This window comes from Bradyrhizobium diazoefficiens (assembly GCF_016612535.1).
Taxonomy (GTDB): Bacteria; Pseudomonadota; Alphaproteobacteria; order Rhizobiales; family Xanthobacteraceae; genus Bradyrhizobium; species Bradyrhizobium diazoefficiens_C.
In genome coordinates this window covers 1,292,800-1,315,159 of sequence record NZ_JAENXS010000002.1, presented here as the reverse complement: position 1 = coordinate 1,315,159, position 22,360 = coordinate 1,292,800, and the positions used below count along the sequence as shown (strand labels likewise).

Annotated in this window: 24 protein-coding genes, 1 pseudogene and 1 riboswitch; of the genes and pseudogenes, 17 read left to right on the top strand and 8 right to left on the bottom strand. The window is 61.1% G+C overall.

What is annotated here, in order from left to right; all coding sequences use genetic code 11:
• The first annotated feature begins 117 nt into the window (after positions 1 to 117).
• From JJE66_RS23170 to JJE66_RS38500, 3 genes are all read left to right on the top strand, one after another.
• Positions 118 to 615, top strand: coding sequence for a ferritin-like domain-containing protein (locus tag JJE66_RS23170; protein ID WP_200516799.1), 498 nt, complete (start codon positions 118 to 120; stop codon positions 613 to 615).
• Between the two features lie 104 nt (positions 616 to 719).
• The gene (locus JJE66_RS23165; RefSeq protein WP_246756640.1) at positions 720 to 1,565 is read left to right on the top strand and encodes an NAD(P)/FAD-dependent oxidoreductase; all 846 of its coding nucleotides are present in this window, start codon (positions 720 to 722) and stop codon (positions 1,563 to 1,565) included.
• A gap of 109 nt (positions 1,566 to 1,674) precedes the next feature.
• Positions 1,675 to 1,809: a hypothetical protein gene (locus tag JJE66_RS38500; protein WP_283818512.1), complete on the top strand. Its 135-nt coding sequence runs from the start codon at positions 1,675 to 1,677 to the stop codon at positions 1,807 to 1,809.
• Positions 1,810 to 2,603: 794 nt separating this feature from the next.
• On the opposite strand, the gene JJE66_RS23160 is transcribed toward JJE66_RS38500, so the two are convergent.
• Both JJE66_RS23160 and JJE66_RS23155 read right to left on the bottom strand, forming a co-directional pair.
• Positions 2,604 to 2,903, bottom strand: a complete 300-nt coding sequence (locus JJE66_RS23160) for a hypothetical protein (RefSeq protein WP_200516797.1) — start codon at positions 2,901 to 2,903, stop codon at positions 2,604 to 2,606.
• Positions 2,904 to 2,993: 90 nt separating this feature from the next.
• Positions 2,994 to 3,161, bottom strand: coding sequence for a flavin reductase (locus tag JJE66_RS23155; protein WP_246756509.1), 168 nt, complete (start codon positions 3,159 to 3,161; stop codon positions 2,994 to 2,996).
• On the opposite strand from JJE66_RS23155, the pseudogene JJE66_RS23150 reads away from it, so the two are divergent.
• From JJE66_RS23150 to dusA, 3 genes and pseudogenes are all read left to right on the top strand, one after another.
• Positions 3,144 to 3,467, top strand: a pseudogene (locus JJE66_RS23150) (acyl-CoA dehydrogenase family protein); the annotation flags it as partial. The gene JJE66_RS23155 and the pseudogene JJE66_RS23150 sit on opposite strands and share 18 nt — an antisense overlap.
• A gap of 44 nt (positions 3,468 to 3,511) precedes the next feature.
• Positions 3,512 to 4,708, top strand: coding sequence for a CaiB/BaiF CoA-transferase family protein (locus tag JJE66_RS23145; protein WP_200518687.1), 1,197 nt, complete (start codon positions 3,512 to 3,514; stop codon positions 4,706 to 4,708).
• Between the two features lie 653 nt (positions 4,709 to 5,361).
• The gene (dusA, locus tag JJE66_RS23140; protein ID WP_200516796.1) at positions 5,362 to 6,348 is read left to right on the top strand and encodes a tRNA dihydrouridine(20/20a) synthase DusA; all 987 of its coding nucleotides are present in this window, start codon (positions 5,362 to 5,364) and stop codon (positions 6,346 to 6,348) included.
• A gap of 48 nt (positions 6,349 to 6,396) precedes the next feature.
• On the opposite strand, the gene JJE66_RS23135 is transcribed toward dusA, so the two are convergent.
• The 6 genes from JJE66_RS23135 to JJE66_RS23110 all read right to left on the bottom strand — a co-directional run bounded on the left by JJE66_RS23135 (position 6,397) and on the right by JJE66_RS23110 (position 11,988).
• The gene (locus tag JJE66_RS23135) at positions 6,397 to 7,062 is read right to left on the bottom strand and encodes an outer membrane protein (protein ID WP_200516795.1); all 666 of its coding nucleotides are present in this window, start codon (positions 7,060 to 7,062) and stop codon (positions 6,397 to 6,399) included.
• Between the two features lie 188 nt (positions 7,063 to 7,250).
• On the bottom strand, positions 7,251 to 7,805 hold the full coding sequence (locus JJE66_RS23130; RefSeq protein ID WP_200516794.1) for a TIGR02281 family clan AA aspartic protease: 555 nt from the start codon (positions 7,803 to 7,805) through the stop codon (positions 7,251 to 7,253).
• A 28-nt stretch (positions 7,806 to 7,833) separates the two neighbouring features.
• Positions 7,834 to 8,037, bottom strand: a complete 204-nt coding sequence (locus tag JJE66_RS23125) for a DUF1289 domain-containing protein (RefSeq protein ID WP_200516793.1) — start codon at positions 8,035 to 8,037, stop codon at positions 7,834 to 7,836.
• Between the two features lie 44 nt (positions 8,038 to 8,081).
• Positions 8,082 to 9,677 (bottom strand): HAMP domain-containing sensor histidine kinase, encoded by a 1,596-nt coding sequence (locus JJE66_RS23120; RefSeq protein WP_200516792.1) that lies wholly within the window; start codon positions 9,675 to 9,677, stop codon positions 8,082 to 8,084.
• 138 nt (positions 9,678 to 9,815) lie between these two features.
• Positions 9,816 to 11,093 (bottom strand): sodium:proton antiporter NhaD, encoded by a 1,278-nt coding sequence (gene nhaD, locus JJE66_RS23115; RefSeq protein WP_200516791.1) that lies wholly within the window; start codon positions 11,091 to 11,093, stop codon positions 9,816 to 9,818.
• Positions 11,094 to 11,115: 22 nt separating this feature from the next.
• The gene (locus tag JJE66_RS23110) at positions 11,116 to 11,988 is read right to left on the bottom strand and encodes an NAD(P)-dependent oxidoreductase (RefSeq protein ID WP_200516790.1); all 873 of its coding nucleotides are present in this window, start codon (positions 11,986 to 11,988) and stop codon (positions 11,116 to 11,118) included.
• A 186-nt stretch (positions 11,989 to 12,174) separates the two neighbouring features.
• Between JJE66_RS23110 and JJE66_RS23105 the strand changes: the two genes are divergently transcribed.
• The 11 genes from JJE66_RS23105 to JJE66_RS23055 all read left to right on the top strand — a co-directional run bounded on the left by JJE66_RS23105 (position 12,175) and on the right by JJE66_RS23055 (position 22,357).
• Complete coding sequence (locus tag JJE66_RS23105) at positions 12,175 to 12,612, top strand: VOC family protein (protein ID WP_200516789.1); 438 nt, start codon at positions 12,175 to 12,177, stop codon at positions 12,610 to 12,612.
• Between the two features lie 53 nt (positions 12,613 to 12,665).
• Entirely contained in the window at positions 12,666 to 13,802 is a 1,137-nt protein-coding gene (locus JJE66_RS23100; RefSeq protein WP_200516788.1) for an Mrp/NBP35 family ATP-binding protein, read from the top strand.
• Between the two features lie 194 nt (positions 13,803 to 13,996).
• The gene (locus JJE66_RS23095; protein WP_200516787.1) at positions 13,997 to 15,088 is read left to right on the top strand and encodes a TRAP transporter substrate-binding protein; all 1,092 of its coding nucleotides are present in this window, start codon (positions 13,997 to 13,999) and stop codon (positions 15,086 to 15,088) included.
• Between the two features lie 258 nt (positions 15,089 to 15,346).
• Positions 15,347 to 15,730, top strand: coding sequence for a hypothetical protein (locus JJE66_RS23090; protein ID WP_200516786.1), 384 nt, complete (start codon positions 15,347 to 15,349; stop codon positions 15,728 to 15,730).
• Between the two features lie 191 nt (positions 15,731 to 15,921).
• Positions 15,922 to 16,001: riboswitch (ZMP/ZTP riboswitch) on the top strand.
• Positions 16,002 to 16,038: 37 nt separating this feature from the next.
• A complete protein-coding gene (gene folB / locus JJE66_RS23085; RefSeq protein WP_200516785.1) occupies positions 16,039 to 16,440 on the top strand; it encodes a dihydroneopterin aldolase in 402 nt (133 codons plus the stop codon).
• A gap of 54 nt (positions 16,441 to 16,494) precedes the next feature.
• The gene (locus JJE66_RS23080; RefSeq protein WP_200516784.1) at positions 16,495 to 16,983 is read left to right on the top strand and encodes a GNAT family N-acetyltransferase; all 489 of its coding nucleotides are present in this window, start codon (positions 16,495 to 16,497) and stop codon (positions 16,981 to 16,983) included.
• Positions 16,984 to 17,030: 47 nt separating this feature from the next.
• Positions 17,031 to 17,687, top strand: a complete 657-nt coding sequence (locus JJE66_RS23075; protein WP_200516783.1) for a glutathione S-transferase family protein — start codon at positions 17,031 to 17,033, stop codon at positions 17,685 to 17,687.
• A 179-nt stretch (positions 17,688 to 17,866) separates the two neighbouring features.
• Positions 17,867 to 18,364 (top strand): GDSL-type esterase/lipase family protein, encoded by a 498-nt coding sequence (locus JJE66_RS23070; protein WP_311979944.1) that lies wholly within the window; start codon positions 17,867 to 17,869, stop codon positions 18,362 to 18,364.
• 235 nt (positions 18,365 to 18,599) lie between these two features.
• Positions 18,600 to 19,595 carry an ABC transporter substrate-binding protein gene (locus JJE66_RS23065; RefSeq protein ID WP_200516781.1) on the top strand — a complete coding sequence of 332 codons (996 nt, stop codon included), beginning with the start codon at positions 18,600 to 18,602 and terminating at the stop codon, positions 19,593 to 19,595.
• A 796-nt stretch (positions 19,596 to 20,391) separates the two neighbouring features.
• On the top strand, positions 20,392 to 21,480 hold the full coding sequence (locus JJE66_RS23060) for a TRAP transporter substrate-binding protein (protein WP_200516780.1): 1,089 nt from the start codon (positions 20,392 to 20,394) through the stop codon (positions 21,478 to 21,480).
• Between the two features lie 313 nt (positions 21,481 to 21,793).
• Complete coding sequence (locus JJE66_RS23055) at positions 21,794 to 22,357, top strand: DinB family protein (protein WP_200516779.1); 564 nt, start codon at positions 21,794 to 21,796, stop codon at positions 22,355 to 22,357.
• The last annotated feature ends 3 nt before the right edge of the window (positions 22,358 to 22,360 follow it).

Below are 22,360 nucleotides of genomic sequence, written 5' to 3'. Positions count from 1 at the left end.
GCGTCCGGCGGATCGCTTCGAACGCAGAGAAAGGTACGGCGGATTTGCTAGGAACTATCGATGTGGCGGCAAGTTGGCGCCGGCGGAACGAACCCCAACAGAACGAGGAATACGACAATGACGAACGCTGCCAAGGACACCTTCGTCGCCGGGCTCCGCAACGCTCACGCGATGGAAACACAGGCCAGAGAGCTTATGGAAAGGCAATCCGAGCGGCTCGACCAGTATCCCGAAGTCAAGGCAAAGATCACGGCCCATCTGCAAGAGACCAACGAACAACTCCGGCGGCTGGAGCAATGTCTGGAGGCATGCGGCGAGAGCACCTCGAGCCTGAAGGACACGACGCAATCGGTCATGGCCAATGCCCAGGCGATGATGCACGCGATGGCCAGCGACGAAATCCTCAAGAATACATTCGCCAACAATGCTTTCGAAAACTTCGAGATCGCGGCCTACAAGTCGCTGGTCGCCCTGTGCGGTCCTGCCGGTGTCGAGCAGGCCAGAGCGCCGCTGGAGACGTCGCTGAAGGAAGAGCAGCGCATGGCCCAATGGATCGACGCGAACGTCGAGAAGGTGACGATGGAATATCTCGAGCGCCAGCGCCAGGCAGCTTGAGCCGTGTCCTCGTCGCGAAATTCTCTCCTCGCGCAGGCTGGCGGCACAGGGAATGTCCCGTGCCGCTAGACTGCGTCGTGATCGGGGGCGGGCCGGCTGGCCTGATGGCCGCGATTTACCTTGCCCGCTTCCGGCGCAGCGTACGCGTCGTGGATGCCGGCATGAGCCGGGCTGCGCTGATTCCCCGCAGTCACAACATCCCGGGCTTTGCCCACGGCCTGTCCGGACCTGAATTCATCGTTCGGATGTCTGATCAGCTGGTCGGACTCGAGGTTCCCGTCATCAAGGGGGAAGCCAGGGTGCTGACGAGGACGGAGGGCGGATTTCGCATAGATTCGAGTGACGGTGAAATCCATGCGGCGACAGTTGTGCTGGCGTCAGGAATAGTCGACATCCATCCGCCGTTCGAGGATTGGCGTACCGCTCTCGCGGCAGGTTTATTGCGCTATTGTCCGGTTTGCGATGCCTTCGAGGCCATGGGCCAAAGCATCGGCGTGGTCGGTGAATTGCGGCACGCCGCTCCCAAGGCGCTGTTCTTGCGCAGCTATACGAAAGATGTGACGTTGCTCGCCACGCGGGAAGACCCGGACGATGACGCGAGAGCATCCTTGGCGGAAGCAAAGGTCAAGGTTCTTACGGCACGCGACCTCCGCCTCAGGCGCAGCGGCAACAGGGTGGAGGCGGTGTTCAACGACAATGAAACTGCCGCGTTCGACGTGCTCTATCCCGCCATGGGAGCAGAGGTCCGCTCGTACCTTGCGCTGTCTCTGGGGGCTGCGCACAATGAAGAGGGCTATCTGAGGGTCGACGATCGCCAGCAAACGTCGATCAAGGGCCTCTACGGCATCGGCGACGTCGTAAGCGATTTGCACCAGATTTCCGTTGCGGTCGGGCATGCCGCGGTCGCCGCCTGCGCCATCAACAGCGCTTTGCCGCGCGCTTTCGCGTAGAGAATGGCGAGTGATGCGCCCTGGTGCTCAGCCGCTTGAGGCGGAGCGGACCACGTCGGCAACGGTGATCTTGCCCAGCGCGTGTTGCGCGACCGCCCGGAGCTGCTCGATGCTGGTGTTTGATCCGGACGCAGGCGCAAATCAGTCTCTCCGCAACGGGCCGCCGCGTTTCGTGATCGCCGCCATTGGGCAGGCCGACATTCAAAAGGCCTCCCCAACTACGCTCACGTTGCGGCGCATATGACCTGCCCTCGCATCGTTGGATCAACGCCGACTTCACTGCCAAAGCTGAACCCTGATTTCGGTTGAATATGCGTCGTTCTTGGCGTTTCCTTTGTGTCGCTCGCGTTGCCGAGAGGACAGAGAGAAGGATGACTCCAGCAGCAAACGCCAATTTTTGAGGAACTGCGTGAACGCCGCGGCACATGTGCTCTCGGATTTTCGAGTGCACCATGTGTGCAGAACGTAGATTTGGTATTTTGACTTCAAACCGGGGGATATGATTCTAGAAAGACAAAATATATCAAAGCTCTGCTCGCGCTTGATTTTCCAATCGGTCCGTTCCTTTACAGGGCCGATGAGAAGGAAAATAGTTCAAAGAAAAATAGTTCAAGGAAAGGAGTGCTTTACGCTGGAAATTTTCTTGCGCCCCATGATGGATTGGAGCGAGAGTTTAAGTCTTTAAATTGGTTAGAGGGCGTCGTGTCCAAGACGTGTGCACGAGGGAGATCAAAAAAATTTTGCAGCCGCTAACGTGAGCAGGCCCCTCGAGTGGGAAGCGACGACCACCGCAAAGACTCGGTAGGTAGCGAGAGATGCGCCAGCGACTTACGACGAACAGCCTCAATCGTCAGAGGTGAAAGGCGTCGATCCGTCATCGGCACTGTATGCAGCGCCTTCGCTCAAGAACGAGGAATTCCTGGAGCGAGTTGCCGTTACGCTGTGCTTCCGGAAGCGCACCCACCCCGTTGTGCCAGTAACGCGCCGCTCCGCAGTCATCGCAAATTCGAATGCGCCCCGATCGGCTTGCCGCAACTATTAGCGTTCTCTTTCAACAGGGGCACGGATAGCATTTGTATTCACGTCGATCCAACCGTACTCACGGGCCTTCGCGACCATTTCAGCGTAGCCACGCTCCCAAGTCTCGTCATCCGGGCGACCGGGTAGCACAGGGACGAGATCGATGGGAACGAGCGCGTTGTCGGCATCGACGAAGGTCATACGCTCCATTAATGGAGAACTGGCTTCGGGCTTGCCTTTCAGCACCAGCTTGAACCTTCGGAAATCAAACGGTTCCGCCAGCCGCACTCCACCTTCAGCCGAGCATTCAACGATCATGACTTGGTTCGAACCTTGTGGTCTCGCTCGGGAAGAGGGGGACGTAGGTAATCGTCCGAGGTGAGCGCGCTACGGATTAGCGTTGCGCACTCAGCACCGCGGGAACGAGCGCAGCTCTCCTTGATCGTTGACCAGAGGGGCGCCTTTAGCTCCGCGCGTCGCAACGATTCTGCCAATGAAGAGCCCATGCGTGCCGACCATCAGATGTTGGTACAGCACGCATTCCAGCGCGCCAATGGCGGCTTTCAGCTTGTGCAAGCGATGATCGCCGACTGTCAGACCGAGATATACGCCGCGCGATCGATGGTTCTCGAGACGGCGCGCAAGCGCGACCGCGGCGAGGATGTCGTGCTCGAAGCCTCGATGTGCAAATACTTCGCCAGCGAAATGTCCGGGCGCGTGGCGGACCGTTGTGTCCAGATGTTCGGCGGTGCCGGATATGTCGCCGATCACTCGTCGATCGAACGCTGGTACCGAGACGTGCGATTGTTCCGTCTGTACGAAGGCACCAGCCAGATCCATCAACTCAATATTGCGCGGCTTCTCCTGCAAGACGCAACGTGAGATGGCGCCTGAAGATCGAACCGAAATTCTGCGAGGAAGATGAAATGGGCGGACCGCTCGAGGGGCTAAGAGTTCTGGATATTGCGACCATTGTGGCCGCGCCGTTCGCCGCCACGCTGCTTGCGGATTACGGAGCCGACGTCCTCAAGATCGAAATGCCGGGCGAGGGCGACGGCGTGAGGTTCTTTCCGCCGTTCAAGGATGGCAAGCCATTGTGGTGGAAAGCGCTGAACCGCAACAAGAAGTTCGCAACGCTCGATCTTCGGAAGCCGGCAGGGCTTGCGCTGTTCAAGCGATTGCTTCCGCAGTTCGACGTGCTGATCGAGAACTTCCGCCCGGGGACGCTCGACCGCTGGGGACTGTCGAAGGAGGTATTGTGGGCGATCCAGCCGCGCCTGGTCATCCTGCGTGCGACGGCGTTCGGGCAGGATGGACCCTATCGCGACAAACCCGGGTTCGCGCGCATCTTCGAGGCGATGGGGGGCTTGACCTACATCACGGGCGAGGCGGACGGAGAGCCGATGCATCCCGGTTATCCGATCGGAGATTCGATCGGCGGCCTGTTCGGCGCTGTTGGCGTGCTAGCTGCCCTGTGGAAGAGAGCGCGTGATCCCGATGCTCCCGGAGAAGAAATCGACCTGGCCCTGACCGAAGCGGTGTTTCGCCTGCTCGACGTACTGCCGATCGAGTTCGATCAGCTTGGCGTGACGCGAAGTCGCATCGGCAACGGTAACGGCTATTCGGCGCCAGCTGCCGTCTACCGCACGAAGGACGACCGCTGGGTCACTCTGGCCGGTTCGACTAACGCGCTCTACGCCGCCAACTGTCGAGCGATAGGAAGGCCGGAGCTGATCGATGATCCGCATTTTGCCAACAACGCGGCGCGCGTCCAGCACGCGGAAGAACTGAACGGTATTTTTTCGACTTGGTGCGGCAATCATGCCCTCGAGGAGGTGCTCGCCGCATTTGCGGCCAAACAGGGGACGCTCGCACCGATCTACTCGATTGAGCAGATCGCTTCTGACCCGCAAGCCAAGGCCCGCGACATGATGGTCCGCGTCCCGGATCGGGATTTTGGTTCTGTAGCGATGGCCAACATCGTACCGAAATTCAGCGTCGATCGGACCAAGTTGCGGCACTCGGCGGGAGAGGTCGGTCAGGACAATGAAGAAATCTATCGTGGTTCGCTCGGACTTTCAGAGATCGAGATCGAGTGTCTCCGGCGAGACAAGGTGATCTAACTTGGGTGGCGATCAGTCGCGCAAGAAGGCTGCGTCCGGCAACGAGACAGAGTGTTCGCGATGTCGCGACCGGACGTTATCTCGGCGAAGGTTTCGATGATTCCCGCCTCGACACCCTTTTTCTTACGATGCCAATTGCCTGGAAAGGTACCTCGCTCAGTATGCCGGCCGGTTGCATCGTCTCAACGGCGTCAAGCGCGAGGTGACGATTTATGATTATGCTGACATGAGAGTGCCGGTCCTGGCCCGCATGGCTGCGAAACGCCGTCTTGGCCATCAGGCGATAGGTTACAAGGTGTTGGGTGCGCTTGATCTGTTTTCTGATTGGGCGGTTACGCCGAACGACCTCACATAAGCCTCGCGCGGATCGCTGACGGGGCAGCCGTCTGCGTCACGACAGTGCCATTTTCGTTCAAGTTCGACGAACCGACGTAGTTGGGCGTAGCCAAAACCCTTTGTCGAGGAGCGGTACTGCACGGGCATTTTGGTACTGCCGTGCAGTACCGGGGATGGTCGAAATAAGCGAAAATAATCGAGTGATCAGATCAAGCTGTTGAAAAGAAAGGATAATGCTTTAGCTCTAACGCTTCAAACTGTCCGTCGGACCAAAATCGACTGGACCGAAAGTGGTTATAAATCTAAATGAAAACAATATGTTAGACCGCCGCTTCAGCATTGCACCCATGATGGATTGGACCGACCGGCACTGCCGGGTGTTCCACCGACACCTGACGCGGCGGGGTTTGCTCTACACGGAGATGCTGACCACCGGCGCCATCATTCATGGCGACCGGGAGCGTTTGCTCGGCTTCGACGCGACCGAGCATCCAGTGGCGCTACAGCTTGGCGGCTCGGATCCGCCGGACCTCGCTGAAGCTGCGCGGATCGGCGAGGACTTTGGCTATGATGAGATCAATCTCAATGTCGGCTGCCCGTCCGATCGTGTGAAGGACGGTCGCTTCGGCGCCTGCCTGATGGCGGAGCCCGAGCTCGTGGCGAGATGTGTCGCGGTGATGAAGCGCGCAGTCTCAATTCCCGTCACGGTGAAATGCCGCATTGGCATCGACGACCAGGATCCCGAACTCGCGCTCGACAAATTGGCGCACGCGGTGGTCGCTGCAGGCTGCGACGCGCTGATCGTGCACGCGCGGAAGGCCTGGCTGAATGGCCTGTCGCCGAAGGAGAACCGCGACATTCCGCCGCTCGACTATGATCGCGTCTATCGACTCAAGCGCGCGATGCCGGATGTGCCCGTGATCATCAACGGCGGCATCCTGGGTCTGGACGAGGCGAAAGCACACCTTGCGCATGTCGACGGTGTGATGCTCGGCCGCGCCGCCTATCAGGAGCCGTGGCGGCTGCTCTCCGTCGATCGCGACATGTTTGGCGAAGCGGCGCCGCATGCGACCATGCAGGACGCGCTCGAAGCGATGATGCCCTATATCGAGGCTCAGCTCGCACGCGGCGCGCGGCTGCACGCCATCACACGCCACTTCGTCGGTGCGTTCCACGCCGTGCCCGGCGCGCGCGCCTTCCGACGCCATCTCGCCGAGCACGGTGTGAAGCCGGGCGCCGGCGTCGACATCTTGCGTGATGCGATCGCGCATGTTGGTGCACGCGCGCCGGCGGAGGCTGCCTAGTCAGGAGAAAGAGCCGGATCGCAGAACCCGACTCTTTCTTGATCACGCTCAGCGGAACAGGTCGAAATGGTAGTTCACGCCGACGCGGAAGCTGTGGAATTTTGCAGCGTTCCAGTCTGGCAGGTCGTTGTGCTTGAACTCGGTGTAGAGATACTCGGCCTTGGCCGACCATTTCGGCAGGAACGCCCATTCCACGCCGCCGCCCGCACTCCAGCCCATCTTCATCTTGTTGATCGGGCCATCCTTCAATTCGCCGGTGGCAAGACCTGCGGTCCCGAAGAACAGCAACCGTGAATCCATCGTCGCGATCCCGGCGCGGGCGCGACCGGTCATGTACCAGGGCAGACTCACTGCGGCGCTGTTGAATGCGTCGTGGTTCTTGATATCTCCGCCCTCGAAATCGTTCTCGATGCCGACCACGAACATCGGCGAGAGCTGGTAATTGTAGCCGACCTGGAGGCCACCGAAGGCACCCTTGACCTTGCCGCCGCTCGTCCCGACGAGGTTGTTGAAGGCATCGTCGCCGCTCTCGGCGTAGCCGGCGTTGAGACCGGCATAGAGGCCGGTCCAGGAATAGGCCGGCTGCGGCGCCGTGTAGACGGGTGCCGCATAGCGGGGCGACAGGTCCGCAGCGCTGGCGCCGCCTGCGGCGAGTGCCACCGCGATGAAGGGCAGGGCGTACACCGTGCGGCGTAAGGCGGCTCTGGCAGTCATGATTCTCATTCTCCCACTTGGCCGCCCCCATCACGGAGCAGCACGTCTTCCAACCCCGATCCGGGAATGTATCCGTTATAAACCGACTGGACGGTTTGTAAATGCCGGAAAAGCCACATCCGCGTTCGTTTGCGACGCTGCGAAGCGTTGGGGCGACGACGGCTGGCTATGCGAAGTGGCCGTGCCCCTTAATCGACCGCAGTGTGCGCGCGGCGATGGCTGCTTTGCAACTCGGGATAGCCGGTGAGCATCAGCGTATCGGACCGCACGCCCCAGCTCTCGAGGCGATCGAGGAAGCTCATGCCGAGCAAATTAGTCTTCATCAGGCCGCGCGGCACGACGAGGGCCGGCACCGATTTCTCGACGAGATGGCCGACGGCGAGGCGGTCGATCGTGAGCCGCGCCGCCTTGGTGTGGCCGCCGGCGGTTTCGAGATCGACGTCATATTCGAGCATATCGAGCGGCAGCCCGATCGCCTTCGCTGTTTCCCAGGTCAGCACCACGGAGGTGGCGCCGGTGTCGATCACCATCGGCGCGGCGATGCCGTTGATCTTGGCGCGCAGCGCGAACTCGCCGCTCTGGCCGCGCTGGATCTGCACGGCGGGCGCGGGTGAGGTGGCCTGCCCGCGGAACATGTGCGAAACCTTGTGGCTCGCGCGCGCGATCTGGTCGGGATCGCCATAGGCGACCACGGCGCCTGCCGTGCCTGCGAGCAAGATGAGAACGAGCAGGAAGCGGATCATCTCGCGCCTCCGGCGGTACGCAGGCGGGTCAGCAGCGCTTCGACGATCCCGCATTCGGCTGCAAACCGGCGTCGGCCATACGCGCCGGCAACAGCGCCATCAGTGCGAGACGTTCCGCACTCTCCATGGTGTGCCAGCGCGCGACTTCCGGCAGCGTTCGGCCGCAGCCGAAGCACAGCTTGGTCTCGGGATCGATCATGCAGACGGCGACGCACGGCGTTTCTTTGCTCATCTCGGCATAGTGAAGGATTGGCGGGCATGTCGGCAAGCATGTGTTTAGGAGCCTGTGCCTGCGCTCATGATCGGCTTGTGACGCGGCCTGCGCTTCTCGTCGGGCATCAAGGAACTGTCCGGCTGCAGCGGCGGCGCATCCTCCGACAGCGGCGCCAGCGCGCTCATGACGCGCTCCGGCGGGAAGGTGACGATCACCTCGGTGCCAATGCGCAGCTTGGACTTCAGCGTAAACGTGCCGCCGTGCAGGTCGATCAGGTTTTTCGCAATCGGCAGGCCGAGGCCGGCGCCCTGTTCGGCTGATTTGATCGAGTTGGAGCCCTGGCCGAACGAGGCGAGCACGACGGGGATTTCGTCCTCGGGGATTCCGGAGCCGGAATCCTTCACCGAGAGATACTGCCCGCCTGAGGCGGTCCAGCCGACCTTGAGCCAGATCTCGCCGCCTTGCGGGGTGAACTTGATCGAGTTGGAGAGCAGGTTGAGCACGACCTGCCGGATCGCGCGCTCGTCGGCCCAGAGCCGCGGCATCGCCTGCTCGAACACCTCGTGGATGGTGATGCCGCGGCTCGAGGCGCGCAGCTTCATCAGATGGTGGCAGTCGGCGACGATGCCGACCAGCGACACCGCTTCCTCATTCAATTCGTAGCGGCCGGCCTCGATCCGCGACAGATCGAGGATCTCGTTGATGAGGTTGAGCAGGTGCACGCCCGAATTATGGATATCGCCGGAATATTCCTTGTAGACTGGCACCGCATGCGCGCCAAAGATCTCGCTCTTCATCACCTCGGAGAAGCCGAGGATGGCGTTGAGCGGCGTGCGCAGCTCATGGCTCATCTGCGCGAGGAAGCGCGATTTGGCGACGTTGGCGGATTCGGCGCGGTGGCGCGCTTCATCCGAGATCGCCTTGGCCTGTTCGAGTTCGCCGATCAGCGCGTCCTTCTCGGCGCGAGCCTCGAGCGTGGCGAAAGTCGAGGAGTGCAGGCGATGCGCCAGCAGCGCGAAATAGCCTTCGGCCGCAAGCGCAAGTGCGGCCAGGATGTAATTGTCGAGCGATCCGCTCATCGCAAAGCTCAGCGCCATGCCGACGGCGACCGGCGCGGTGGCGGCGAGTGCTGCGATTGGCAGATTGGCGGCAAGCATGCTCGACACTGCGATCACCAGCAGCATCAGGAACATCATCAGCGTTTCCGTGACCATGTCGAGCACGGGATGAATCAGGATCGCCATCCAGCACAGGCCGTAGAGCAGATCGAGCACGACAAAGCGCGTCCGCCAGGCGCGCGTAGCTGTGGGCGAGGTGGGTTCGGTCAGGAAGCGCTGGCAGCTGCGGATCATCGCGCCATGGATGCAGAGCATGCCGGCGGTCCAGGCCGCGGCCGGAATCGGCTGCATCCACAGCCCGAACAGCACGCCGGTCGTGATCACCAGCAGCATCACGACATAAGAGGCCGACAGTCGCGTCTGGGCATATTGGCGCAGCATCTCGGCGTCGAAGGCCGGCCGGGTTCCGCTGGTCGACGTTAACTTATCACGCGCCTCGCGCACCCGCTGCGCCGCAGCCCTTCGGCTGCTCGCCGACGGAGCGCTGACTGGCTCGGCCGGAAGCTGCACAACTTCAGGCTTTTCAGCGGGGTTACTCATCAAGCAACAACGATTCCTGCCCACGTCGGACGCGGGCCTTCTGCATTGTCTATCTCTGGCAAGAAATCCTTAAGAGGTGACTTAAGGAGCTAAAGAATTACGTTAACGGTGCGTTAATTCAAATCCGGCAGACGCCGCTCAATGCAGCCACGCGTGCTGCGCAACGTAGACCACCGCGCCCGCCAGGTAGCCCGCTAGCGTAGGCACCGCGATACGGCGGGCGTACCAGAGGAACTCGATGCGCTCGAGCCCCATGGCGGCGACGCCGGCGGCGGAGCCGATGATCAGGATCGATCCGCCGGTGCCGGCGCAATAGGCGATGAATTCCCAGAGGAAGCTGTCGGCCGGATAATGCGCGAGGTCGTACATGCCCATGGTCGCGGCGACCAGCGGCACGTTGTCGATGACGGCGCTGAGCAGGCCGAGCACGACGACGATGGCGTCCTGGCGGCCGATGGCGGCGTCCAGCCATCTGGCCAGCGTTGCCAGCAGGCCGGCATGCTCGAGGCTGGCGACCGCAAGCAGAATGCCGACGAAGAACACGATCGAGCCCATGTCGATCTGGGTCAGCGCGTGCGCAAGCGACAGCGGCTGGCGGACATGCTCGTCCTTGTCGCGATGTACGACCTCGCCGACGAGCCAGACGATGCCGAGCCCGAACAGCACGCCCATGAAAGGCGGCAGATGCGTCACTGTCTTGAACGCAGGCACTGCGATCAGCACGCCGAGCCCGAGATAGAACATCAGGTTTCGTTCGAACCGGTCGACGGTCAGCCCCCCGTTGTCCCTCGGCGGTGCCGCGATGGTCTTGCCCTTCAGCGAAAGACTGATGAAGGCGAGCGGCACCAGCAGATTGACCAGCGAAGGCAGGAACACCGAGCCCATGATCTTCAGCGGCGAGATTTGGCCGCCGATCCACAGCATGGTCGTGGTGACGTCACCGATCACGGTCCATGCTCCGCCGGCATTGGCGGCGATGACGATGACGGAGGCGAACAGCAGGCGGTCCTCGCGCCGGGCGATCAGTCGCTGGATCAGCGAGACCATGACGATCGTCGTCGTCAAATTGTCCAGGATCGCGCTGAGGAAGAACGCGACGAACCCGACCAGCCACATCAGCTTGATCTGGCTCGTCGTGCTGATGCGGGAGGTGATGACTTCGAAACCGTCGTGGGCGTCGATCACCTCGACGATGGTCATCGCGCCAATCAGGAAGAACACGATTTGCGCGGTGGAGGCGACCGACTCGTCGAGCTGACGGCCGACCAGCGCGTGGTCGCCTGTCGCGAGCGCGTAGACGGTCCAGAGCAGGCCCGCAGCCAACAGCGCGGACGCGCTCTTGTTGACCCCGATCGGATGCTCGAGCGCGATGGCCGCATAGGCGAGAACGAAGATGGCGGCGATCGCGATCAGCAAGACAGGTCCGGAATGTTCGAGATCAGCGATTCAGGCGCGCGAGCAGGCTCGACGTATCCCAGCGCTTGCCGCCCATCTTCTCGACCTCGGCATAGAACTGGTCGACCAGCGCGGTCACAGGGAGATTGGCGCCGTTGCGACGGGCTTCGGCCAGCGAGATCGAGAGATCCTTGCGCATCCATTCCACCGCGAAGCCGAAATCGTACTTGTCCTCGTTCATGGTCTTGTAGCGGTTCTCCATCTGCCAGGACTGCGCCGCGCCCTTGGAGATGGTTTCGATCACGGCCGCCACGTCGAGGCCCGACCTCTTGGCGAAGTGGATCCCCTCGGAGAGGCCCTGCACGAGGCCGGCGATGCAGATCTGGTTGACCATCTTGGTCAGCTGGCCCGAGCCGGCGGGCCCGAGCAGTTTGCACATCCGCGCATAGGCGCCCGTGATGATCGGCTCGGCGCCGGCATAAGCATCTGCGGCGCCGCCGCACATCACGGTCAGGACGCCGTTCTCGGCGCCGGCCTGGCCGCCGGAGACCGGCGCGTCGATGAATTTGAAGCCCGCTTTGGTCGCGGCGGCATCGAGCTCGCGGGCGACCTCGGCGGAAGCGGTGGTGTGATCGACGAAGGTCGCGCCCTTCTTTATGCCGGCGAAGGCGCCGTCAGCGCCGATCGTGACCGCGCGCAGATCATTGTCGTTGCCGACGCAGCACATCACGAAGTCCTGGCCCTCGGCTGCGGCCTTCGGGATCGCTGCGGTCTTGCCGCCGAACTTGTCCGCCCATTCCTTCGCCTTGGCCGCCGTGCGGTTGTAGACGGTGACCTCATGGCCCCCTTTTTTCACGAGGTGTCCGGCCATGGGGAAGCCCATCACGCCGAGACCGAGGAAAGCGACTTTAGCCATGTGTGGTACCTTGTCCGTAGATTGGGTTTTTACGGTTCTTGCCGGGCGAGGGGGCGCCCGGTTCCGCCATTGAGGCGGATCGGAGGCGCACCATAAACCGTTAAGCCGGGAGGGCAACGGCTTCGTTTAGCCGCCCCCTGTGCTAGGATGGCGGGACCAAGGACTTCGAAAAAAGGGAGCGAAAGCATGGGCGGCGTGAGCGTTGGCGTCCTCGATCATTTCAACATCCGGACCCGAAAACTGGCCGAGACGGTCCACTTCTACGAGGATGTGCTGGGCCTGGAAAAAGGCGCCCGGCCGAATTTCGCCTTCCCGGGGGCCTGGATGTACAGCGAGGGCAAACCGGTGGTGCACCTCGTCGATATTTCGCCGACCTCGGAGCCGCAAAAGCCGGATTCCGGCGTGGTCCACCACGTCGCCTTCGTCAGCCGCGGCTTCGACGGCATGAAGCAGCGCCTCGCCTCCAAGGGCATGAAATTCGAGTCCCGCCAGGTGCCCGGCGGCGAGCTCTGGCAGATCTTCGTTTACGACCCCAATGGGGTCATGATCGAGCTTAATTACGAGGCGGCCCAGGAGCTGGGGGCGGCGCCCGCCGAGATGGCAGACGATATCGGCAAGCAGTAGCCTTTTGGCCGTATCCGCTCTAATGGGGCATCTTGAACTTTAGGAGATGCGCTTTGAGCGTGACGCAGCAACAGGTTCTCGACAGCCTCGCCAAAATCAAGTCGCCCCGCGGGGTCGCGCTCACCCATGCCAATGTGCTGAGCGCGATCAGTGCGTCCGGCGGCAAGGTGTTCTTCTCGATCAATGTCGATGCCGCAGAGGCGCGCGCCTGGGAATCCGTCCGGGCCGAGGCCGAAGCTGCCGTGCGCGCCATTCCCGGCGTGACCACCGTGATGGTGGCGCTGACCGCAGAGCGCAAGGCCGGCGCTGCACCTCCGCCGCCGCCAACCCCGAGCCGCGGCACGCCGGGCGTGCAGCCGGTCCATGCCCACAAGCCGCCGCAGGGCGGCGGGTCGCCGATGGCGCGGCAGTCCGAGATTCCGGGCGTCGCCGCCGTGATCGCGGTGGCCTCGGGCAAGGGCGGCGTCGGCAAATCGACCACCGCGCTCAATCTCGCATTGGGCTTGCGCGACCTCGGCCTCAGGGTCGGGCTGCTCGATGCCGACATCTACGGCCCGTCGGTACCGCGCTTGACGGGGCTGCACGAGAAGCCGGAGCTGGACGGCGAGCGCAAGATGATTCCGCTCAAGCGTTTCGGCCTCGCCATCATGTCGATCGGCTTCCTGGTCGAGGAAGAGACCGCGATGATCTGGCGCGGGCCGATGGTGATGTCGGCAGTGACGCAGATGCTGCGCGACGTCGCATGGGGCAGTCTCGACGTACTCGTCGTCGACATGCCGCCGGGCACGGGCGACGCCCAGCTGACGCTGGCGCAGAATGTGCCGCTGAAGGGGGCCGTGATCGTCTCGACCCCGCAGGACCTGTCCCTGATCGACGCGCGGCGCGGGCTTGCCATGTTCAAGAAGGTCAACGTGCCCGTGCTCGGCATCGTCGAGAACATGAGCTACTTCCAGTGCCCGCATTGCGGCACGAAATCGGACATCTTCGGCCACGGTGGAGCGCGCCACGAGGCCGAGAAGCTCGGAGTACCGTTCCTGGGCGAAATTCCGTTGCACATGGTGATTCGCGCCACATCGGACGCCGGCAATCCTGTCGTGGACAGTGAGCCGGAGGGCCCGCATGCGGCGATCTATCGCGCCATTGCGGGACAGGTTCGGGACCAGCTCAAGGGCGTTATCGCCGCGGCTTGAACGCGCCCCTGGGGACATGCGACTTTCGTAGAGCCCCGTCATGCCATTGTCGCGTTCCTCGCGCGGGGCTTCCGTGTTAAAGGCCCTCCGCGGTCAAGCCCCTTCGGTTCGACGCGACCCAAACGCGTCGCCGAATTCAGCGGCGGCAAAAAGAGAAGTTGAGGGGAAACGCCCCAACAAGGAGAGACCTGAAGATGAAGCGTCGTGATTTCCTGAAAGTGTCGGCAGCAGGCGCGGCGGCGACCGCCGCGGTGGCCTCGCCGGCGATCGCGCAGTCCTCGCCCGAGGTGAAGTGGCGCATGACGTCGAGCTTCCCGAAGTCGCTCGACACCATCTATGGCGGCGGCGAGCAGGTGGCGAAGTACGTCGCCGAGATGACCGACAACAAGTTCCAGATCCAGGTATTCGCCGCCGGCGAAATCGTCCCCGGCCTGCAGGCGCTCGATGCGACCTCCAGCGGCACGGTCGAGATGAGCCACACCGTCTCGTACTATTATGTCGGCAAGGATCCGACCTGGGCGATTTACGCCTCGGTGCCGTTCGGCCTCAATGCGCGCCAGCAGAACTCCTGGTGGTACCAGGGCGGCGGCATGGAGCTCGGCAATGAGTTCTTCAAGAAGGCGAACGTGATCGGCTTCCCCTGCGGCAATACCGGCACCCAGATGGGTGGTTGGTTCCGCAAGGAGATCAAGACCGTCGCCGACCTCTCCGGCCTCAAGATGCGCATCGGCGGCATCGCCGGCCAGGTGCTCCAGAAGGTCGGCGTGGTGCCGCAGCAGCTCGCCGGCGGCGACATCTATCCGGCGCTGGAAAAGGGCACCATCGACGCGGCCGAATGGGTCGGCCCCTACGATGACGAGAAGCTCGGCTTCGCCAAGGTTGCGAAGTACTACTACTATCCCGGTTTCTGGGAAGGCGGCCCGACCGTCCACGCCTTCGCCAACCTCGACAAGTGGAACGCGCTGCCGAAGAACTACCAGGCGATCCTCACCAACGCGACGGCCAACGCCAACAGTTGGATGGCCGCGCGCTACGACATGCAGAACCCGGGGGCGCTGAAGCGTCTGGTCGCCGGCGGCACCCAGCTCCGTCCGTTCACCAACGAAGTGTTGGAGGCCTGCCTCAAGGCGACCAACGAACTGTGGGCGGAGATCTCGGCCAAGAACGCCGACTTCAAGAAGTCGATCGATGCCATGCAGGCCTACCGCTCCGACGAGTATCTGTGGTGGCAGGTCGCCGAATACACCTACGACAGCTTCATGATCCGCTCGCGCACCCGCGGCTGATCTTCGAGCAAGTCGCCAAGATCAAATGGCCCAGCCTCGCTCGCGAGGCCGGGCTTTTTCTTTGCCGCGACCGCGGTGGTAACAGCGCCGACCAAGAATCGGCAAAACAACCCCATGCACAGTAGAAGTCCGTTGAGGGGGATGGAGTTGGGCTCGGTCGAGCTCCGAAGTCGTTTGACACGTCGGGCAAAACAGTGGCACAAAGCCATCATCGCTTAATCCGAATTGTCCGCCGCGGCGCCGATCGCTGGAGGAACGATGAGCCTCGATCCCGATGACGTTCAAAGCGCGCTGCGCAAGGCATGGTCGCTGTCGACGGCCAGCCAATGGACGGCGGCCAATCCAGCGGCAGGGCAATGCAACGTCACCTCGCTGCTCGTTTACGAACTCTTCGGCGGCGAGTTGCTGAAGACGCCGCTGCCGGCCGGCGACCATTTCTACAATCGGATCGGAGGCCGGAGATATGACTTCACGGCGAGCCAGTTCGATCAGCCAATCGATTACGTAGATCTTCCGGTCAATCGAGCCGAGGCGGAGCTAGGAGCCACGCACAATGAACTGGCTGAACTCAGAGCCGCTTTTCAGAGGCACTGTCCAAGTCAGACTAATATTGCGTCTCCCTTGTTTTTCGGAGCTCAATAACCGCCTGTTTTTGGCGAGGCGAGCAGGAAGATTGGCACGTGTCGCGGCAGCAATTTCGACGCAAGAGTCGTTTGGGGCAATTGGCCCGGAACAACTCATGCCGCGGGGAGGGTCGTGCCGCTACGAGCGGAAGAAGATTCGCAATCGTAGCGCAAGATTGTTGATTGTAAGCACCATTGCTGCTAGTGGTTGTGTTCTCGCGTGACTGGCGACGTCGGATGGAGCACCATCGGGAAGCGCGGGAGAACAGCCGCTCGCCTGGGCAATTGGGAGTATCCCAATCGTGACGCTTTTATGCGGAGCCGCCCATGCAGACGTCGATCAAGATCACCGGTCTTCAGACTTACGGCTACCACGGCCTGTTCGAGGAAGAGCGAACTCTCGGACAAAAGTTCAGCTTTGACATTTCGGCTACGCTGCGGGAGGTGCGGACCCACCTCAGTGATGATCTCGATTCATCCGTGAGATATGACGCTGTCGTAGATGAGGCGGTGCAGATTGCAGCGTCGGCCAAGTTTCAGACGCTCGAAGCTCTCGGCGAGACGATCGCCGCCAACCTGCTGCGACGCTTTACCGTGATGGACAGCGTGACGGTTGCTGTAGCAAAATCCAGCCCGTCGATTGCGCACTCTATAAAACAGGTCGGCGTCCAGGTCAGGCTGCGCCGCGGCGAGCTTTCGCCACGCCAGAACGAGATCGCTGGCGCCTGACGGCCTCCTCATCCGCCTGTTACGCCACGGACGGTGACGAAGAGAGGAGAAATCATGGATTGGATCATTCGGCCATTCAGAGCTGCCGACGCGCCGCGAGCCAGGCGGCTCATCGAGTCTGTGTGGCATGAACATTTTCATCACCACCCGGATCCCTCTGTCCGAGACTTTATCTATTCGCGCCTCAGGGATGTCGACCATGCGGAAAGCGTCTACGGTCATCGCGCCATCTTTTTGTGTGCGATTGCCCGAGATGACGTCGTCGGCACCGGTGCGATAAAACGTGTCGACGATCGAGCATGTGAAATGACCCGCATGTTTGTTGCGCCGGAGTATCGAGGCCGTGGGATCGGACGCGCGATCGCAGATGATTTGATCGGATTTGCCCGGAAGACGGGCTACGATCAGATCAGCTTGTCCAGCAACAACGCTTTACTCGCCTCGCACCGTCTCTACGAAAAGCTTGGCTTCCAGCCCGCATCACCCTGGGAGCCGGGCGGCGAGGCTCACTCGCGCTACTATGTTCTCCAGATATCACATTAGGAGGACGTGAAATCCTGGGCCTGGTCGAATGACGGAGGTATCGTGCGATGATCGTGCTGCATGGCTATCAATACAGCGTCTATCTGCGAATTGTTCGTATGGTGCTGGCCGAAAAGGGCGTGCCGTACAGCCGTGTGGAGGTGAACCCATTCGCATCGGACATGCCAAAGGAATACCTTGAGCTGCATCCTTTTCGGCGGGTCCCGACCCTCGTTCACGACGACTATCTGCTTTACGAGACGCAGGCGATCACCCGGTATGTCGACGAAGCATTTCCTGGACCGTCGCTTCAGCCAAAACATGCGCGCCACAGAGGCCGCATGACGCAGATCGTTTCGATCATAGATTCCTACGGCTATCTGCCGATGGTGAGGCAGGTGTTCTCGCAGCGCGTTTTCGGACCTCGAATCGGACGCCTCGCCGACGAGGCCCAGGTTCGCTCGGGCCTCGAAGGCTCCTCCCGCGTCCTGGCCGCACTCGAATCCATTGCGGCGCCGGACGGTCCCATTGCAGGCGGCGGCGAATGGTCGCTTGCCGACTTTCACTTGGCGCCGATGATGGCATATCTAACGGCGGCGCCCGAGGGAGAACCGTTGGTAGCAGAATGTGGAAAACTGGCAGCATGGTGGGAGCTCGTTCGCAAGCGAACCAGCTTCCGTGAGACCGATCCGGGTCTCCCGACTGGAGAGAAACCGATCGGGTGACATAACCGCTTCGCGCCGGACAAACTGGAACGTGAAAGTGCCGTCTAGGCAATTGCCTTTGACATCGGATAGCGATGTCCGAAATCCCTTCACATCGGGCGACACCTCCGCGTTTCCAAATTGGAGTCATCGGTGATAAGCATGCGGCGGAAATATCATGCCTGTCGGGGAGCGCAAAAGTGGTCGCGAAGCTTGGCCAGATCATTCTTCTCGGTGCATTCGGGTTGTTCTCCGCGCTTGGCACCGCCCACGCTGCAACCGTTGTGGCCCTTGGGGCCAGCAACACCTTCGGTAAGGGTGTATCGCGTAGCCAATCCTATCCCGCACAGCTTGAAACGCTTCTTCGTGCGAAGGGGCTTAACGTCCGTGTTATCAATGCCGGCATCAACGGTGACACGACGGGAAGCATGCTGGCCCGGCTGGATCGCGTGGTTCCGAAGGGAACGAGCGTTGTGATCCTTCAGCCCGGCGGAAACGACCGGAGAAAGCTGGCCCCCGACAACACCCCTGCCATCCAAAGTCGGCTCGGCGCGATGGGAATCAAGGTCGTCATGCTCCCGAATGGGATGCTGCACGGACTCCCGCATCAACCTGATGGGCAACATCTCACGCCGGAGGGCTATCACACGCTGGCAGAGGAGCTGGTTGGCCAAGTCGCCGCGGCACTGGGTAAATAGCGTCAAACGCGCCTGTTAAGGTCAAAAAGCTCAAGTCGGAACAGGCCCCATCCTCGACGTTTAGCGCTGGCTAGGCTTATGCTGATGGCCCCTTAGCGGACATTTCCGCTCTCGGGCCGACATCGCCTTTTGACCCAGATCGGAATTGACAGCATGAGATATCTCGTCCTCCCAGCTTCTCACGGAGAGCGATTTTAGATAGCGTGTAGCTGTTCCTCTGATCCCCGGAGCGCTCATGCAACGCCGCCGATTTCTCAAAGTCTATTTGGGGGCAACTGCGATGGCCGCAGGATTAGCGGGGAGAACCTGGGCGCAATCGCGCCCCCGCCGCGTAGGCGTTCTCGTCGCGCGACCTGAAGCCAGCCCAGAGGGCAAGGACCAGCAGGCTGCCTTCGAAAGCGGACTGGCAGAGCTGGGGTGGAAACCCGGTCAGAATGTCGAAATTCATTTTCGCTGGGAGACACCCGATGCGGCCAAGAGGCAAGCGTTCGTTCGAGAACTTGTAACGTTTAAGCCCGACGTGCTTGTCATAAATTCGACGCCTTATCTTCGGATCACGCAAAAGGAGGCTGGGTCCATCCCGATCGTGTTCGTTGCGATCGCTGATCCGGTTGCCCAAGGTTTTGTCAGGAGTCTGTCTCGCCCAGGCGGAACAATGACCGGCTTTGGAGTTGAAGAGCCCGGTATGGGCTCGAAATGGATGGAATTGCTGAAAGAGTGCGCGCCCGACACTCGCTCGGTGACCGCGGTCTACAACCCAAATACCGCGCCGATGGCGCCTTTGTTTTTTCCATCGATCGAGGCCGTCAAGTCGCCAGGCTTATTTGATCTGATCCGCGCACCGGTAAAGACTGAAGACGAGCTGGAGAATGCCATCGTTTCTACCGCTGGCCGGCCGGGCCCTGGTTTGATCTTCCTGCCGGACAGCTATTTGGCGTCCCGCGCGGACACGATAGTTGCGTCGGTTGCTAAGCACAGGGTACCGGCTGTCTATTCAATTTCAGCCTTTGCGCGAAATGGGGGATTGATCGCTTTGGGTATTGAGCGCGCAGACATTTTCCGTCGCGCGGCGTCTTATGTCGATCGCATATTGAAGGGTGAAAAACCGTCTGACCTTCCAGTCCAAATGCCAGATAAGTTCGAACTGATCCTGAACTTAAAAACTGCCCGATCGCTTGGACTCGCTATTCCGGCAACATTGGTGGCACGGGCCGACGAAGTAATCGAATGACCGCTTCCGCCTCTGGCCCTTAGCTGTCCACCAGCTCAAGCGTCGTGATGTCGGCTTCTGGGCTGAGAGCGAGCCAAAGGTAAGACGGCGCGGCGAGGCCCGTTGTTGGTCCACATCGGACATCTCCATGTTCAATTCCGTCAGCGAACCGCGTTCATTGACCTAGCCTTTTGATGCAAATCGGTTGGCCATTCGGGACAGGGGTGCAATCCCAATCCGGACCGAAGCCGTTATTCGTCTTAGAATTTGGAAACCAATAGAAGCCGAAAGCGATAAGCCACAGCAGAACGACGATAAATAGGATACCCATCACATCACCGCGCCTTGGATACGGCAGTGGCCATCTCATGACAGAGTCTCAGCCTCCGTCGCGCTTTTCGCATGCAATCTGCGGCGCCATGATGACAACCTATAGGCGAGGTGCTCCTCCGCGTCACTTAAACGCTTAATTCAAATCGTTCTGGTTATTGGCGAGAGTCGCCTGTTGACCCTTTTCGGGCATAGAGCCACGTCCACGTAAGTCCGCTGTTCGCGCCAAATCGGATGTTTGCCGCTCGCATCGGCCCCGACCAGATCGCAGCCGTGTACTCCCGACCTAGACAGCTCCTTGACCCGCTGGGTACCCGCCGCAAATCCCTCGAGAAAGCCGGAAGACCGCACAGTCCGGCCCCAGAGACGGCCGGGTTTTTTCTTTGCCGCAGTGCGATGAAGATGGAATTCGGTCCAGCCTTGCGCCATGCTGGTTCCAGGCCTCGGCAAGAAGGCCCACAATCACCATCCATCAGGGCAGGAAATCATGAAGAGACGAGACTTCATCAAGGTCACAGGACTTGGTGCGGCCGGTGCCGCCACGCTCGCGGCTCCCGCGATCGCGCAGTCGATGCCGGAAATCAAATGGCGCATGCCGACGAGCTGGCCGAAATCGCTCGACACGCTCTATGGCGGCGCCGAGATGATGGCCAAGGCCGTCGCGGAAGCGACCGACAACAAATTCCAGATCCAGACATTTGCCGGCGGTGAAATCGTCCCCGGACTGCAAGTGCTCGACGCCGTGCAGAACGGCACCTGCGAAATCGGCCACACCGCTTCGTACTATTACTTCGGCAAGGATCCGACCTTCACCTTCGGCTCGTCGGTGCCGTTCGGGCCCAACATGCGCATCAACCAGGCCTGGTACATGCTGGGTGGCGGCAAGGAGGTCCTCAACGAGTTCTACAAGAGCTACAACGTCACCTCGCTGCTTGCCGGCAATACCGGCTGTCAGATGGGCGGCTGGTTCCGCAAGGAGATCAAGACGGTCGACGACCTCAAGGGGATGAAATTCCGCATCGGCGGCTTCGCCGGGAAGGTGCTTCAGAAGCTCGGCGCGGTCCCGCAGCAGATCGCCGGCGGCGACATCTATCCGGCGCTGGAAAAAGGCACGATCGACGGCGCGGAGTGGGTCGGACCGTATGACGACGAGAAGCTCGGCTTCTACAAAGTTGCGCCGCATTACTACTATCCAGGATGGTGGGAAGGCGGCCCCATATTGCTTACGCTCGTCAATCTCGACAAGTGGAACGCCCTGCCGAAATACTATCAGAGCGCGCTCGAGCAGGCCGGCCACCTAGCCAACAACTGGATGATGGCGAAATATGATCAGGCCAATCCGCAGGCGCTGCGCCGGCTGCTCGCAGGCGGTACAAAGCTGCACGCCTTCCCGCCCGAGGTCATGGAGGCCTCCTTCAAGGCCGCCAAGGAGCTTCACAGCGAGATTGCCGCCACCAACCCGAACTTCAAGAAAGTCTATGAGTCGCTGACGAACTTCTCGAGCAACGATTACTCGTGGTTCCAGGTTGCCGAGCTCAGCTACGACAGCTTCATGGCGCGTCACGCGCAGAGCTGATCGCACGGCGCGTCGCGGTCAAGCAGCCCGGTCTCGCAAAGCGCGAGGCCGGGCCTTTTTGCGGGCGATCGTGTTTGAGATCAGCCGGGATTTGTGGACGCAAAGGTGGCGCTCCCTGCTGCCGTTGCATGCGCTGAACAAAATCCGAAAAACGACCTCACGCAGAGTAGAAACTCGGCGGCATTGTGGCCACTGCATCCCATTCAACCGTTTGACCCGTTGGGCAGAACAGTGCCAAAAACGGTCATCGCATCATCCGAAATGTGCGGCTCGGTACCGATCCTTGGGTCGCCGGTCGAGGAAGGTAATCGCAATGAGTGTCGGGCTTGTTCAGACCGAGCGTGCCTTCGCCTATAACAATGCGTGGGCAAACCACCGTCTGCTGGGCGCGTGCGCCGAACTGACTCAAGACGAATTTGAGGCCAAGCGCACGGGCTTCTTCCCGAGTTTGCAGGCAACGCTGAACCACATTTACGTCATCGATCGTTTTTACGTTGATGCACTCGAGGGCGGATGGCTCGGGCCCACGGCTTGGGAAAATCCAATTCCGTTTCCAGCGCTTGCAGAGCTTTCGAAGGCTCAGAAGTCGATGGATAAGCGTTTGATCGATCTCTGCAGCGAGCTGACACTCGTCGCGCTGAGCGGCGAGGTGCAGATCAATCGAGGCACGTATGTCCAGGTCGAGCGACGCGATCGCCTGCTGATGCACCTGTTTCAGCACCAGATTCACCACCGTGGACAGGCGCATGCGATGCTGTCAGGCACCCGCATCAAGCCGCCGCAACTCGATGAGTTCTTCTCAATGGCGGACGCGCCGTTGCGGGCATCGGAGCTTGCCGAGCTCGGCTGGACGGAAGAAGCCGTGTGGCTGCCTTGATTG

Coding starts and splice junctions, on each gene's coding strand:
- JJE66_RS23170 (WP_200516799.1), top strand. CDS start 118: ATGACGAACGCTGCCAAGGACACCTTCGTCGCCGGGCTCCGCAACGCT.
- JJE66_RS23165 (WP_246756640.1), top strand. CDS start 720: ATGGCCGCGATTTACCTTGCCCGCTTCCGGCGCAGCGTACGCGTCGTG.
- JJE66_RS38500 (WP_283818512.1), top strand. CDS start 1,675: ATGCTGGTGTTTGATCCGGACGCAGGCGCAAATCAGTCTCTCCGCAAC.
- JJE66_RS23160 (WP_200516797.1), bottom strand. CDS start 2,903: ATGATCGTTGAATGCTCGGCTGAAGGTGGAGTGCGGCTGGCGGAACCG.
- JJE66_RS23145 (WP_200518687.1), top strand. CDS start 3,512: ATGGGCGGACCGCTCGAGGGGCTAAGAGTTCTGGATATTGCGACCATT.
- dusA (WP_200516796.1), top strand. CDS start 5,362: ATGTTAGACCGCCGCTTCAGCATTGCACCCATGATGGATTGGACCGAC.
- JJE66_RS23135 (WP_200516795.1), bottom strand. CDS start 7,062: ATGACTGCCAGAGCCGCCTTACGCCGCACGGTGTACGCCCTGCCCTTC.
- JJE66_RS23130 (WP_200516794.1), bottom strand. CDS start 7,805: ATGATCCGCTTCCTGCTCGTTCTCATCTTGCTCGCAGGCACGGCAGGC.
- JJE66_RS23125 (WP_200516793.1), bottom strand. CDS start 8,037: ATGAGCAAAGAAACGCCGTGCGTCGCCGTCTGCATGATCGATCCCGAG.
- JJE66_RS23120 (WP_200516792.1), bottom strand. CDS start 9,677: ATGAGTAACCCCGCTGAAAAGCCTGAAGTTGTGCAGCTTCCGGCCGAG.
- JJE66_RS23110 (WP_200516790.1), bottom strand. CDS start 11,988: ATGGCTAAAGTCGCTTTCCTCGGTCTCGGCGTGATGGGCTTCCCCATG.
- JJE66_RS23105 (WP_200516789.1), top strand. CDS start 12,175: ATGGGCGGCGTGAGCGTTGGCGTCCTCGATCATTTCAACATCCGGACC.
- JJE66_RS23095 (WP_200516787.1), top strand. CDS start 13,997: ATGAAGCGTCGTGATTTCCTGAAAGTGTCGGCAGCAGGCGCGGCGGCG.
- JJE66_RS23090 (WP_200516786.1), top strand. CDS start 15,347: ATGAGCCTCGATCCCGATGACGTTCAAAGCGCGCTGCGCAAGGCATGG.
- folB (WP_200516785.1), top strand. CDS start 16,039: ATGCAGACGTCGATCAAGATCACCGGTCTTCAGACTTACGGCTACCAC.
- JJE66_RS23080 (WP_200516784.1), top strand. CDS start 16,495: ATGGATTGGATCATTCGGCCATTCAGAGCTGCCGACGCGCCGCGAGCC.
- JJE66_RS23075 (WP_200516783.1), top strand. CDS start 17,031: ATGATCGTGCTGCATGGCTATCAATACAGCGTCTATCTGCGAATTGTT.
- JJE66_RS23065 (WP_200516781.1), top strand. CDS start 18,600: ATGCAACGCCGCCGATTTCTCAAAGTCTATTTGGGGGCAACTGCGATG.
- JJE66_RS23060 (WP_200516780.1), top strand. CDS start 20,392: ATGAAGAGACGAGACTTCATCAAGGTCACAGGACTTGGTGCGGCCGGT.
- JJE66_RS23055 (WP_200516779.1), top strand. CDS start 21,794: ATGAGTGTCGGGCTTGTTCAGACCGAGCGTGCCTTCGCCTATAACAAT.